The following is a 12,744-nucleotide window of genomic DNA, read 5'->3' as shown; positions in this document are numbered from 1 at the left end:
TGGTGAGTGAGCTTGCTGTGGTGAGGAGCTTGTTGTGGCGAGGGAGCTTGCTCCCGCTGGGCTGCGCAGCGGCCCCAAAATCCTGGGAGCGCTTCGCACTCCAGCGGGAGCAAGCTCCCTCGCCACAGCAAGCCTCCCTGTCCACATTACCCCGAAAGTTTACGCGCTGACCCGCGCCTCGCTGGCCAGCCGGGCAATCGCCATGTCCAGTTCATCCAGGGCCGGCATGGCCTTGGCGTCGTCCTGCTTGAGCAGGGTCTCGGCCCGTTGGCAGGCCGCACGCAATTGCGGCACGCCGCAATACCGGGTGGCGCCGTGCAGGCGGTGCACCCGTTCGATCAGGGCGTTGCGGTCATTGGCGTCACGGGCGACGCGAATCGCTTCACGGTCCGCTTCCAGCGAGGCCAGCAGCATCGCGAGCATGTCTGCCGCCAGATCCGCCTTGCCGGCCGCCAGGCGCAAACCTTCTTCATGGTCCAGCACCGGCAATTGCGTGGCATGCCCGAAACTTTCGGTGCCACGGTCCGGGCCCTGGTTGCGCAGGGCCAGCCCGGTCCATTTCAACACCACCTGGGCCAGTTGCCGTTCGCTGATGGGTTTGGTCAGGTAATCATCCATGCCGCTTTGCAGCAGGGCGCGTTTTTCGTTGGCCATCGCATGGGCCGTCAGCGCGACGATGGGCAACGGTGTGCCATGGCGTTCGCTTTCCCACGTGCGGATTGCCTCGGTGCTCTGGCGACCGTCCATCCCCGGCATCTGCACGTCCATCAGCACCAGGTCGAAGGCTTCCTGCTTCACTGCCTCGATGGCCGAGTAACCGCTTTCCACCGCCTGGACCTTGGCGCCCATGTCTTCCAGCAGGGTTTGCACCAGCAGCAGGTTGGCCGGGTTGTCGTCGACACACAGCACCCGCGGCGCGCGGCTGGACAGGGGCTCGCCGGGTTCGCTGCGCAGCGGGCGCGGGCTGATCAGGTCGGCCAGGGCGCGACGCAGTTTGCGGGTGCACGCGGGCTTGGCCTGCAACTGGCTGTTGGGGTTGGGCACCGAGGGGTTGAACAGCAGCTGTTCGGTGGTCGGGCACAACACCAGTACCTTGCAGCCCAGGTGTTCGAGGTCCCACAGGTGCTGGTTCAAACGCTCCGGCGGAATGTCGTTGGCGGTGATGCCCAGCACGGCCAGGTCAATCGCCTGTTCGGTCTGGTGGGCGCTGGTGATGCCGTTGGTCAGGCTTTCCAGGCTGTTGAACGGGGTGACTTCCAGGCCGCAGTCTTCCAGCTGATGTTGCAGGGCCTGGCGCGCCAGTTCGTGGTTTTCCAGCACCGCCACGCGCCGGCCCAGCAGCGGCGCGGAGGGCAGGTCTTCGATATCGTCACGGGTTTTCGGCAGGTTCAGGCTGATCCAGAATTCCGAGCCTTCTCCCGGCGTGCTGTCGACGCCGATCTCACCGCCCATCTGTTCGATCAGGCGCTTGGAAATCACCAGGCCAAGGCCGGTCCCGCCGGGTTGGCGTGACAGCGAATTGTCCGCCTGGCTGAACGCCTGGAACAGCGCCCGCACATCCTGGTTCGACAGGCCGATGCCGGTGTCCTGCACGCTGATGCGCAGTTGTACGCTGTCTTCCTGTTCGTCTTCAATCATGGCGCGGGCAACGATGGTGCCTTCGCGGGTGAACTTGATCGCGTTGCTCACCAGGTTCGTGAGGATCTGCTTGAGCCGCAGCGGGTCACCCACCAAGGCGAGCGGCGTGTCGCGGTAGACCAGGCTCACCAGCTCCAGCTGTTTGGCGTGGGCGGCCGGGGCGAGGATGGTCAGGGTGTCTTGCAGCAAGTCCCGCAGGTTGAACGGGATGCTGTCGAGCACCAGCTTGCCGGCCTCGATTTTCGAGAAGTCGAGGATTTCGTTGATGATGCCCAGCAGGTTGTCGGCGGATTTTTCGATGGTGCCCAGGTAATCCAGCTGGCGCGGTGACAGTTCGCTTTTCTGCAACAAATGGGTGAAACCAAGGATGCCGTTCAACGGCGTGCGGATTTCATGGCTCATGTTGGCCAGAAACTCCGACTTGATGCGGCTGGCTTCCAGGGCTTCCTTGCGGGCCAGGTCCAACTCGATGTTCTGGATCTCGATGGTTTCGAGGTTTTGCCGCACGTCTTCGGTGGCCTGGTCGATGCTGTGTTGCAATTCTTCCTGGGCGTTTTGCAGGGTCTCGGCCATGCGGTTGATGCCCGAGGCCAGGTGATCCAGCTCCTGGCTGCCCAGGGGTGGCAAGCGGGTTTCGAGATTGCCGTCCTTGAGTTGCGCGACGGCCTGTTTGATCAGGCCGATCGGTGAGTTGATCGTACGGCTGATGCGCAAGGCGAGGGCCGCCGTGCAGATCAGGCCGATGGCGATCAGCAGCAGGCTGGCGAACAGGCTGCGGTAGCCACGCAGCAACATGCCGTTGTGGGACAGTTCCAGCTCGACCCAGCCGAGCAGGCGGTCGGATTCATCCGGGATCAGTTCACCGGCGAGGTTGCGATGGCGGCCGAACACCGGCAGCAGATAACGGGTGGCGTCATTGCCGGTGCGCTGCAACAGGTGCGAACTGTTGCCGATGGGCGGCTGGTTGAGCATGGTCGGCCCGGCGTGGGCCAGGGGCGTGCGGTCGGGCCCGAGGAACGATACGGCGCGCACATCGGTTTGTTCCAGGGACTGGGTGGCGATGCGTTCCAGCAGGTCGGTGTTCCTGGTGCCGAGGGCCGGGGCCACCAGCGGCGCCAGTTGCTCGGCGATCATCTCGCCGCGTTGCAGCAACTGCGACTGCAACTCCGAAAGCTGCATCCAGGTGAAGTACCCGCCCAGCAGCAACGCCATCAGGCTGGTAGGCAATAAGGTCAGCAACAGTACGCGGCCTTTTATCCCCATTCTTTTAAGCACGCCACTCTCCTGCTACCACACTGTTGTCGAATTCCACGCAGGCATCCGGCCCGCGCCACCTGCGCAGTGTAGCCATTTGCGCGGCGGGGAATCTTGCAAAATTAATGACCTGAGGCAAACCTTGGGCCGCCGGACGCCCGGCGGCGGTTGCTCATGGGGGGGCAATCTTGAATAATCAGTCATTGAGAATGACTTGCAGACGCTAATGAATCCCGCAGCACTTGGCTTACCCAGTATCCTGGCGATTGAAGACGATCCTGTGCTTGGCGCCTATGTCCATGAGCAATTGGGCCTCTGTGGCTTCCAGGTGACCTGGTGCCAGAATGGCCAGCAGGGCCTGCAAATGGCCCGCGATCAGCGCTTCGACGTGGTGTTGATGGACATCCTGCTGCCGGGCATGGACGGTTTGTCGGTGCTCACGCATTTGCGCCAGAGCCATTCGATGCCGGTGATCCTGATGTCGGCCCTGGGGGCCGAAGCCGATCGCATCAGCGGTTTTCGCCTGGGGGCCGACGATTACCTGCCCAAGCCGTTCAGCATGGCCGAGTTGCGGGTGCGCATCGAAGCGATCCTGCGCCGGGTCGCCCTGGACCGGCGGCCGTTGCCGGCCCTGGCGGCGGTGCGCGGCGATGCCCGCAGCCTGCGTTTCGATGACGAGCTGTGTGATGTGTTTCACCGGGAGCAGTGGGCCGGCCTGACCCGCAGCGAATATCGCCTGTTGGAAACCCTGCACCGCAACGCCGAAGAAGTCCTCAGCAAAGCCTTCCTCTACCAGCATGTGTTCCAGCGCGGCTATGCGCCCCATGACCGCAGCCTGGACATGCACATCAGCCAGATTCGTCGCAAGCTCAAGGCTGTCGGCTACAGCGAGCGGGAAGTGCGCACGGTGTGGGGCAAGGGCTATGTGTTGAGCGGTCACGATGACAGGCTTTAAGGCCTCCCTCACACGGCTGCCGGGCAAGCATTCGTTATTCTGGAAACTGGCCTGCCTGCTGATCGCGTTCTGCTTGCTGATGATCTGGCTCAGTTGGTCATGGGGCCGGTATATGGAAGAGCAGAATGCCTTTCTGTCCAGCGAGGCCCGCGCCACCCTGAGCGGTTATGCCGCTGGCGCGGAACTGGCCTGGAACAAGGGCGGCAACGCCGGTGTGGACGAATGGTTGCACACCCTGGGCCAGCGCGAGCGCACCTGGGTGGGGGTCATCGGCAACGACCTGCAATCCCTGAGCAGCTACCCACTGACGGACAAGGAGAGCCAGCGCCTGACCTTCCTGCGCGGCCTGGACTGGCCCGTCAGCCGGCATGCCAAGGGCCTGCCGTGGTTGAAAATCCCGTTCCCGCTCGACCCGGGTGCGGGCTCCCTGGTGATCGAATTGCCGCGGCGTTTCATGCCCGGGCAAAACCAGCTGTTCTGGCGGATCGTCACCAATGGCGTGATTCCCGGCCTGTTCACCCTGCTGCTGTGCATCGGTCTCTACCGGCTGTTGATCATGCCTCTCAACCACCTGCGAGAGCAGGCCAACGCCTGGCGTGCCGATCAACTGGGCACCCGGCTTTCCCGCGACACCACCAGCCGCCAGGATGAACTGGGGGAATTGGGCCGCGCGTTTGACCAGATGTCTGAACGCCTGCAAGGCACCGTGGCCCTGCAACAGCAACTGCTGCGGGATTTGTCCCATGAGCTGCGCACACCGTTGAGCCGTTTGCGCGTCGCCTGTGACAGCGAGCAGGACCTGACCCAACTGCGCGAGCGCCTGGGGAGGGAGATCGACGGCATGCAGCGCCTGGTGGAGGACACCCTGCAACTGGCCTGGCTCGACACCGAGCGCGCGCCGTTGCCCAAGGAAGACATCCAGGTGCAGGCGCTGTGGGACATGCTCCGGGAAAACGCCTGTTTTGAAAGTGGCTGGCCGGCTTCACGCTTGCAGTGCGAGCTGGGGGCCGACTGCTGGGTGCGCGGTCATCTGAACCTGCTGGCCCAGGCATTGGAGAACATCCTGCGCAATGCCATCCGGCACTCTGCGCAAGACGGAACGGTGCAATTGGGCGGGCAGCGTGAGGGGGATCACTGGCACTTGTGGCTGGAAGACCAGGGCGGCGGGATCGATGAGGTGGAGTTGGAGCGAATCTTTGCGCCATTCACCCGGCTGGACGGTTCAAGGCCCGGCGACGGCGGCTTTGGCCTGGGCTTGAGCATTGCGCGCAACGCTGTGCAGCGTCAGGACGGCAGCCTGTGGGCGGAAAATACCGGCCAGGGTTTACGTGTGCACATGCGCTTGCTGGCGCGCTAACGGTTACAACCTGCGCTGTTTGCGTTTTTTCCACTGTCGGGCCACCCACCAGCGCCAATAGCCCATGGTCAGGCAATAACCCAGCACCGCCATCACCAGCCCCAGTACTACCGAGCCCAGCAGGAACGGTTGCCACAGCGTCGACAACTGCCCGCTGATCCATTCCCAGGTCAGCTCGTCGGGCATGCTGCGGGGTGGCACATTCATCAGCCAGGCCCCGGTCATGTAGGTGCAGAAAAACACCGGCGGCATGGTAATCGGGTTGGTCAGCCAGACCAGGCTCACGGCAATCGGCATGTTGCCGCGCACGCTGATGGCGAGGACCGCTGCCAGCAGCATCTGCAAGGGAATGGGGATGAATGCCGCGAACAGGCCAACGGCCATGGCCCGCGCGACCGAGTGCCGATTGAGGTGCCAGAGATTCGGGTCATGCAGCAACTTGCCGAGAAAGCGTAAGGACTTGTGTTCCCGAATGCTGGTCGGATCGGGCATGTACCGTTTGAATAAGCGCCGTGGCATAAGGGGTCCAGGTCAGTTCGAGGGGCAAGTATGCCCGCATTCCACGAACGTGAAATTCAGACTTTGTGACAAATAATAATAGGCCACACCGCTAGCCCGGCTAAGACTCAATGGGTCGCTTTCAAGGAAAGATCCATGAGAACAGGGATGTTCGCACTCGCGCTGGGGCTGCTCGCCTTGCGTTTTTTACCCGCGTTGCCGTCCGGCGGCTGGCTGTTGCTGATGCCGGTGCTGGCCCTGATGCTGTTGCCTTTTCGTACCTATCCGCTGGGGTTTTTCCTGCTTGGCCTGGGCTGGGCATGCCTCAGCGCGCAGTGGGCGCTGGATGACCGGTTGGCCCCGCATCTGGATGGCCAGACCCGCTGGGTGGAGGGGCGTGTCAGCGGGTTGCCGCAGCAGATGGGCGACGGTGTGCGCTTCGAACTGACCGACAGCCGGTCACGCAAGGACCTGCTTCCCAAGCGCATTCGCGTGTCCTGGCGCGGCGGCCCACCGGTTAAGAGCGGTGAGCGCTGGCGACTGGCGGTGACTCTCAAGCGTCCTTCCGGATTGCTCAATGCCGATGGCTTTGACTATGAAGCCTGGCTGCTGGCCCAGCGGATTGGCGCCACCGGCTCGGTCAAGGACGGCCAACTGCTGGCACCGGCACGACATGCCTGGCGCGACGGGATTCGCCAGCGGCTGCTGGCAGTGGATGCCCAGGGGCGAGAGGCGGGCCTGGCGGCGCTGGTGCTCGGCGATGGTTCCGGGTTGGCCGCCGAGGATTGGCGGGTCCTGCAAGCCACTGGCACCGTGCATTTACTGGTGATATCCGGGCAGCACATCGGCCTGCTGGCGGGGTTGATCTATGGCCTGGTCGCCGGTCTTGCGCGCTACGGGGGTTGGCCGAAACCTTTGCCGTGGCTGCCCTGGGCCTGCGGCCTGGCGTTTGCTGCAGCGCTGGGCTACGGCCTGCTGGCAGGTTTCGAGGTGCCGGTGCAACGGGCCTGTGTGATGGTGGGCCTGGTATTGCTGTGGCGTCTGCGGTTTCGTCACCTGGGAATCTGGTGGCCGCTGTTGCTGGCGCTGGACGCGGTGCTGATCCTCGAACCGTTGGCCAGCCTGCAGCCGGGGTTCTGGCTGTCTTTTGCGGCTGTTGCGGTGCTGATTTTGGCGTTCAGTGGCCGATTGGGCCCCTGGCCCTTGTGGCAAGCCTGGACCCGCGCCCAATGGATGATTGCCATCGGCCTGTTTCCGCTGCTGCTGGTGCTCGGCCTGCCTATCAGCCTGAGCGGGCCGCTGGCCAACCTGGTTGCGGTGCCGTGGATCAGCCTGGTGGTGCTGCCCCTGGCCTTGCTGGGTACGGTGTTATTGCCGCTGCCTTATATAGGAGAGGGGTTGTTATGGCTGGCGGGCGGCACACTGGACGGGCTGTTCAAGGCCTTGGCGCTGCTGGCGCAGTACTTGCCGGCCTGGATACCGGCGCAAGTGCCCATTGGCTATTGGCTGGTGAGCCTGCTGGGGGCGGTGCTGTTATTGCTGCCCAAGGGCGTCCCGTTTCGGCTGCTGGGCTGGCCGATGTTGCTGCTGGCAGTGTTCCCGCCGCGGGAGTCGATACCTCATGGGCTGGTCGAGGTGGTGCAACTGGATGTCGGCCAGGGGTTGGCGATCATCCTGCGTACCCGCAACCATGTACTGCTGTATGACGCCGGGCCGCGCTCCGGTGAGTTCGATCTTGGCGCGCGTGTCGTATTGCCTGCGTTGCGCAAGCTGGGGGTCGCAGAGCTGGACGTGATGCTGCTCAGTCATGCCGATGCCGATCATGCCGGCGGCGCGTTGGCCGTCGCCCATGGGTTGCCGGTCAAGCGTGTGGTGGGCGGTGAGACGGCACGGCTGCCGGCCTCGCTCGGTACCCAGGCGTGTGTCAGCGGCGAGCAGTGGGAGTGGGACGGCGTGAGGTTCGAGCTATGGCAATGGCCTGATGCGACGGACGGTAACCAGATGTCCTGCGTGTTACGGGTGCAGGCCAATGGCGAGCGCTTGTTGCTGACCGGGGATATTGACCATGACGCCGAGCGGGCATTGCTGGCCACTCCCATGGGCGCTCCTGTCGATTGGCTGCAAGCGCCGCACCACGGCAGCCGCAGCTCGTCGTCATGGGCCTTTCTACAGCGCCTGGCACCCAAGGCCGTGTTGATTTCCCGGGGGCGCAGCAATGGGTTTGGCCACCCGCATCCACAGGTGCTGGAGCGTTACCAGGCCGTGGGCAGCGCGATTTATGACAGTGCCGAGCAAGGCGCACTCCGCCTGCGACTGGGCACCTTCCAGCCGCCGCTGGCCGCGCGCAGCCAGCGGCGTTTCTGGCGCGAGCGCCCGCCGCAAAACAGCGTTACCAAAGAGCGGCCCCTGCGACAGGATGCTCTGGGGCAGGCCAGCCCTTCCACCGGACCCTTATGGTAAAGTGGCGCACTTTTTCGAGGGGACATTCACTGTGTGGGAATTGGTCAAATCCGGCGGCTGGATGATGTTGCCGATCATTTTGAGTTCCATCGCCGCACTCGGCATCATCGCCGAACGCCTGTGGACCCTGCGTGCCAGCCGTGTAACGCCTGACCACCTGCTGGGCCAGGTCTGGGGCTGGATCAAGAACAAGCAGCTCGACAAGACAAAACTCAAGGAACTGCGCGCCAACTCGCCCCTGGGTGAAATCCTCGCCGCCGGCCTCGCCAACTCCAAGCACGGTCGCGAGATCATGAAGGAGTGCATCGAAGAGGCCGCCGCCCGGGTCATCCATGAGTTGGAGCGCTACATCAATGCCCTGGGCACCATCGCCGCCATGGCACCGTTGCTCGGCCTGCTCGGTACGGTGCTGGGCATGATCGATATTTTCAGCTCATTCATGGGGTCGGGCATGACCACCAACGCCGCAGTGCTGGCCGGTGGTATTTCCAAGGCCTTGATCACCACGGCGGCGGGCCTGATGGTCGGTATTCCTTCGGTGTTCTTCCACCGTTTCCTGCAACGGCGCATCGACGAACTGGTGGTGGGCATGGAGCAGGAAGCCATCAAGCTGGTGGAAGTGGTACAGGGCGACCGTGACGTGGACCTGGTTGAGGGCAACGCGTGAAATTTCGTCGCAAGCAACGGGAAAACGTCGATATCAACCTGGCGTCGTTGATCGACGTGGTGTTTATCCTGCTGCTGTTTTTTGTCGTCACCACCACCTTTACCCGGGAAACCCAGCTGCGCGTCGACCTGCCGGAAGCCGTCAGCGGTTCGCCGGCGGAAGACCAGCAGGCCAAGCAACTGGACATCGCCATCAGCGCCGATGGCGTGTTCTCGGTGAATAACCAGTTGCTGGAGAAAAATGACCTGGCCAGCCTGATGGAAGCACTGCAGAAGGAGTCCGGTGGCGACACTAACTTGCCACTGTCCATCAGCGCCGATGGCAACACCAAGCACCAGGCCGTGATCACGGCGATGGACGCTGCCGGCAAGCTCGGCTTCAGCCATTTGCGCATGACCACCGTCGAGGCGGCGAGCCAACCCTGATGGCCATGACTGATCGTTTGCTCAAGGCCTGGTACGAAGGCCATCCTGCACTTGCGTTATTGCAGCCGCTGGAATCCCTCTATCGCCGGGTGGTGCAGCGCAAGCGCGCACGGTTCCTGGCGGGCGAGGGCGAGATCTATCAGTCGCCGGTGCCGGTCGTGGTGGTAGGCAATATCACGGTGGGTGGCACCGGCAAGACGCCCATGATTCTCTGGCTGATCGACCATTGCCAGCGCAGTGGTTTGCGCGTCGGTGTGGTCAGCCGCGGTTATGGCGCCAAGCCGCCACAGTTTCCATGGCGCGTAGAGGCCGATCAAACCGCAGCGGTGGCGGGGGACGAACCCTTGCTGATCGTGCAGCGCAGCGGCGTGCCGCTGATGATCGACCCCGACCGCAGCCGCGCCGTGAAGGCGCTGTTGGCCAGCGAAACCCTCGACCTGATCCTCTCCGACGACGGCCTGCAACATTACCGCCTGGCCCGTGATCTGGAACTGGTGTTGATTGACGCCGCCCGCGGGCTGGGTAACCGTCGCTGCCTGCCGGCGGGGCCGTTGCGTGAGCCGGTCGAGCGTTTGCAGAGCGTCGATGCGCTGCTTTACAACGGCGCAGGTTCTGACCGTGACGACGGCTATGCCTTCCGTCTGTTGCCTGCCGCGCTGGTCAACCTGCATACCGGCGAGCGTAAACCCGTCGAACACTTCCCGGTGGGGCAGCAGGTACATGCGGTGGCCGGCATCGGCAACCCGCAACGTTTCTTCAATACCCTTGAAACGCTACACTGGCGCCCAATACCCCATGCTTTTGCCGACCACGCGCCGTACAGCGCCGAGGTCTTGAATTTCACACCGGCACTGCCGTTGGTCATGACTGAAAAGGACGCGGTGAAGTGCCGCGCCTTTGCCAGGCCCGACTGGTGGTACCTTGCGGTGGACGCGGCACCGTCACCGGCGTTTATCGCCTGGTTCGACACGCAGTTGATGCGCTTGCTGCCCGCTCGCCTTTTGCCTTAAAACGCTGCTCTCCAGGACATACTCATGGACACCAAACTGCTCGATATCCTCGCTTGCCCGATCTGCAAGGGTCCGCTCAAGCTCAGCGCCGACAAAACCGAGCTGATCAGCAAGGGCGCCGGCCTGGCGTACCCGATTCGTGATGGCATTCCGGTAATGCTCGAAAGCGAAGCCCGCACCCTGACCACCGACGAGCGCCTGGATAAATGACCACCGCCTTCACCGTTGTCATCCCGTCCCGCTACGCCTCCACCCGCCTGCCCGGCAAGCCGCTGCAACTGATCGGCAACAAGCCGATGATCCAGCTGGTGTGGGAACAGGCCTGCAAAAGCAGCGCCGAAAGGGTAGTGGTGGCCACCGACGATCCGCGCATCATCGAGGCCTGCAAAGGCTTTGGTGCCGAAGCGGTGCTGACCCGTGAAGACCACAACTCCGGTACCGACCGCCTGGCCGAAGTGGCCACCAAGCTGGGCCTGGCGGCGGACGCCATCGTGGTCAACGTGCAAGGTGACGAGCCGTTGATTCCGCCCAGCGTGATCGATCAGGTGGCGGCCAACCTGGCAGCCCATGGCGAAGCGCGCATGGCGACCCTGGCCGAGCCGATTGAAGACATCGAGACCCTGTTCAACCCCAACGTGGTGAAAGTGGTCAGCGACATCAATGGCCTGGCGCTGACCTTCAGTCGCTCTACCTTGCCGTGGGCGCGGGATGCGTTCGCCAAACAGCCTGACGTGCTGCCGGCTGGCGTGCCTTACCGTCGCCACATCGGCATCTACGCCTACCGCGCCGGTTTCCTGCACGACTTCGTGAGCTGGGGCCCGTGCTGGCTGGAAAATACCGAATCCCTGGAACAACTGCGTGCCCTGTGGCACGGCGTGCGCATTCATGTGGGCGATGCCCTGGAAGCGCCGCCGGCGGGCGTCGACACCCCTGAAGACCTCGAGCGCGTCCGTCGCCTGCTGGGGGCCTGATGCAGGTTCTGTTCGTCTGCCTGGGCAACATCTGCCGTTCGCCCACGGCCGAAGGCGTTCTGCGCCACAAATTGCGCGAAGCCGGCCTGGCCGATCAGGTTGAAGTGGCCTCTGCCGGTACCGGTGATTGGCACGTCGGCAACCCACCGGACAAGCGCAGCCAGCGTGCAGCGCTGCAACGCGGCTACGACCTGTCGGCCCAGCGTGCACAACAGGTGTCGCGTGCCGACTTTTCCCGCTACGACCTGATCCTCGCCATGGACCAGAGCAACCTGCGCAACCTCAAGGCCATGCAGCCGGCTCAGGGCAAGGCGGACCTGGACCTGTTCCTGCGCCGCTACGACTGGATGGTGGATGAAGTGCCGGACCCGTACTACGAAGGTGACCAGGGCTTTGAAACTGTCCTCGACCTGATCGAGCGCGCCTGTGACCTGTTGGTGATTGAATTGAAGGGCCGGTTATGACTTTGCAGGTACGGGCACAGGTTTCGCTCAAGCCGTTCAACAGCTTTGGCATCGACGTGCATGCCCGGCTGTTTGCCGAGGCCCACAATGACGCCGACGTGCGTGAGGCCCTGGCCTGTGCCGCCGAGCAACAACTGCCGTTGCTGGTGATTGGCGGTGGCAGCAACTTGCTGTTGACCCAGGATATTGACGCACTGGTGCTGCGCATGGCCAGCCAGGGCATCCGGGTGTTGCACGACGATGGCGTGCAGGTCGTGGTTGAGGCCGAAGCGGGCGAAGCCTGGCATCCGTTTGTGCTGTGGACCCTGGCCCAGGGCTTTTCCGGCCTGGAAAACCTCAGCCTGATTCCCGGCACGGTCGGCGCCGCACCGATGCAGAACATCGGCGCCTACGGTGTAGAGATCAAGGATGTATTCAGCGGCCTGACCGCCCTTGATCGCCAGACCGGCGAACTGCGGGATTTCAGCCTGGCCGAGTGCAACTTTGCCTACCGCGACAGCCTGTTCAAGCACGAAGTGGGGCGCTGGCTGATCCTGCGGGTGCGTTTTGCCCTGAGCCGCGCCGTGCATCTGAAACTTGAATACGGGCCGGTGCGACAGCGCCTGACCGAGCAAGGCATCGCGCAGGCCACGCCCAGCGATGTCAGCCGCGCGATTTGCAGCATTCGTAGCGAGAAACTGCCCGACCCGGCGGTGCTCGGCAATGCGGGGAGTTTCTTCAAGAACCCGCTGGTGTCCCAGGCACTGGCTGCCGAGTTGCAGCGTCAATACCCGGACCTGGTGGCTTACCCCCAGGCCGACGGGCAGATGAAACTGGCCGCCGGCTGGCTGATCGACAAGGCCGGCTGGAAAGGCTTTCGCGATGGCGATGCCGGCGTGCATCGCTTGCAGGCACTGGTATTGGTGAACTACGGCGCGGCCAGCGGCCAGGACATTGCCGGGCTCGCGCTGCGTATCCAGCAGGACATCGAAAAGCGCTTCAAGGTGGTGCTGGAAATGGAGCCGAATCGCTATTGAACTAAGCTTGTTTTTTGACGCACCAAGCC

Annotated in this window: 12 protein-coding genes; 10 read left to right on the top strand and 2 right to left on the bottom strand. The window is 63.4% G+C overall.

The window, feature by feature from the left end:
- Positions 1-159: 159 nt before the first annotated feature.
- Positions 160-2,913 carry a response regulator gene (locus AC3WKX_RS02865; protein WP_008434994.1) on the bottom strand — a complete coding sequence of 918 codons (2,754 nt, stop codon included), beginning with the start codon at positions 2,911-2,913 and terminating at the stop codon, positions 160-162.
- A gap of 205 nt (positions 2,914-3,118) precedes the next feature.
- Here AC3WKX_RS02865 and AC3WKX_RS02860 point away from each other — a divergent pair, with 205 nt between their 5' ends.
- Together AC3WKX_RS02860 and AC3WKX_RS02855 are read left to right on the top strand one after the other, a co-directional pair.
- Positions 3,119-3,847 (top strand): response regulator transcription factor, encoded by a 729-nt coding sequence (locus AC3WKX_RS02860; RefSeq protein WP_102604977.1) that lies wholly within the window; start codon positions 3,119-3,121, stop codon positions 3,845-3,847.
- Complete coding sequence (locus AC3WKX_RS02855; protein WP_102604976.1) at positions 3,834-5,204, top strand: sensor histidine kinase; 1,371 nt, start codon at positions 3,834-3,836, stop codon at positions 5,202-5,204. Before AC3WKX_RS02860 ends, AC3WKX_RS02855 begins: the two co-directional genes overlap by 14 nt.
- Positions 5,205-5,207: 3 nt before the next feature.
- On the opposite strand, the gene AC3WKX_RS02850 is transcribed toward AC3WKX_RS02855, so the two are convergent.
- Positions 5,208-5,723, bottom strand: a complete 516-nt coding sequence (locus AC3WKX_RS02850; protein ID WP_004371367.1) for a DUF2062 domain-containing protein — start codon at positions 5,721-5,723, stop codon at positions 5,208-5,210.
- 147 nt (positions 5,724-5,870) lie between these two features.
- Between AC3WKX_RS02850 and AC3WKX_RS02845 the strand changes: the two genes are divergently transcribed.
- The 8 genes from AC3WKX_RS02845 to murB are packed head-to-tail and all read left to right on the top strand — an operon-like array spanning position 5,871 to position 12,715.
- Positions 5,871-8,162, top strand: coding sequence for a DNA internalization-related competence protein ComEC/Rec2 (locus tag AC3WKX_RS02845; protein ID WP_102604975.1), 2,292 nt, complete (start codon positions 5,871-5,873; stop codon positions 8,160-8,162).
- A gap of 31 nt (positions 8,163-8,193) precedes the next feature.
- On the top strand, positions 8,194-8,829 hold the full coding sequence (locus AC3WKX_RS02840; RefSeq protein WP_004371363.1) for a MotA/TolQ/ExbB proton channel family protein: 636 nt from the start codon (positions 8,194-8,196) through the stop codon (positions 8,827-8,829).
- Positions 8,826-9,254, top strand: a complete 429-nt coding sequence (locus tag AC3WKX_RS02835) for an ExbD/TolR family protein (protein ID WP_004371361.1) — start codon at positions 8,826-8,828, stop codon at positions 9,252-9,254. Before AC3WKX_RS02840 ends, AC3WKX_RS02835 begins: the two co-directional genes overlap by 4 nt.
- On the top strand, positions 9,254-10,264 hold the full coding sequence (gene lpxK, locus AC3WKX_RS02830) for a tetraacyldisaccharide 4'-kinase (RefSeq protein ID WP_008434985.1): 1,011 nt from the start codon (positions 9,254-9,256) through the stop codon (positions 10,262-10,264). Before AC3WKX_RS02835 ends, lpxK begins: the two co-directional genes overlap by 1 nt.
- Positions 10,265-10,288: 24 nt before the next feature.
- Entirely contained in the window at positions 10,289-10,474 is a 186-nt protein-coding gene (locus AC3WKX_RS02825; protein WP_003174668.1) for a Trm112 family protein, read from the top strand.
- Complete coding sequence (gene kdsB, locus AC3WKX_RS02820; RefSeq protein WP_008434982.1) at positions 10,471-11,235, top strand: 3-deoxy-manno-octulosonate cytidylyltransferase; 765 nt, start codon at positions 10,471-10,473, stop codon at positions 11,233-11,235. The genes AC3WKX_RS02825 and kdsB overlap by 4 nt, the downstream gene beginning before the upstream one ends.
- Entirely contained in the window at positions 11,235-11,699 is a 465-nt protein-coding gene (locus tag AC3WKX_RS02815) for a low molecular weight protein-tyrosine-phosphatase (protein ID WP_102604974.1), read from the top strand. The genes kdsB and AC3WKX_RS02815 overlap by 1 nt, the downstream gene beginning before the upstream one ends.
- On the top strand, positions 11,696-12,715 hold the full coding sequence (murB, locus tag AC3WKX_RS02810) for a UDP-N-acetylmuramate dehydrogenase (protein ID WP_102604973.1): 1,020 nt from the start codon (positions 11,696-11,698) through the stop codon (positions 12,713-12,715). Before AC3WKX_RS02815 ends, murB begins: the two co-directional genes overlap by 4 nt.
- Positions 12,716-12,744: the final 29 nt, after the last annotated feature.

The sequence above is a fragment of the Pseudomonas sp. GP01-A4 genome (assembly GCF_058780865.1).
The sequence above is the reverse complement of the archived record's forward strand: the minus strand, read 5'-3'. Positions and strand labels throughout refer to the sequence as shown.

Bases quoted from the DNA above. Each gene is read 5' to 3' on its own strand.
- AC3WKX_RS02860 (WP_102604977.1), top strand. From the start codon at position 3,119: ATGAATCCCGCAGCACTTGGCTTACCCAGTATCCTGGCGATTGAAGAC.
- AC3WKX_RS02855 (WP_102604976.1), top strand. From the start codon at position 3,834: ATGACAGGCTTTAAGGCCTCCCTCACACGGCTGCCGGGCAAGCATTCG.
- AC3WKX_RS02850 (WP_004371367.1), bottom strand. From the start codon at position 5,723: ATGCCACGGCGCTTATTCAAACGGTACATGCCCGATCCGACCAGCATT.
- AC3WKX_RS02845 (WP_102604975.1), top strand. From the start codon at position 5,871: ATGTTCGCACTCGCGCTGGGGCTGCTCGCCTTGCGTTTTTTACCCGCG.
- lpxK (WP_008434985.1), top strand. From the start codon at position 9,254: ATGGCCATGACTGATCGTTTGCTCAAGGCCTGGTACGAAGGCCATCCT.
- AC3WKX_RS02825 (WP_003174668.1), top strand. From the start codon at position 10,289: ATGGACACCAAACTGCTCGATATCCTCGCTTGCCCGATCTGCAAGGGT.
- kdsB (WP_008434982.1), top strand. From the start codon at position 10,471: ATGACCACCGCCTTCACCGTTGTCATCCCGTCCCGCTACGCCTCCACC.
- AC3WKX_RS02815 (WP_102604974.1), top strand. From the start codon at position 11,235: ATGCAGGTTCTGTTCGTCTGCCTGGGCAACATCTGCCGTTCGCCCACG.
- murB (WP_102604973.1), top strand. From the start codon at position 11,696: ATGACTTTGCAGGTACGGGCACAGGTTTCGCTCAAGCCGTTCAACAGC.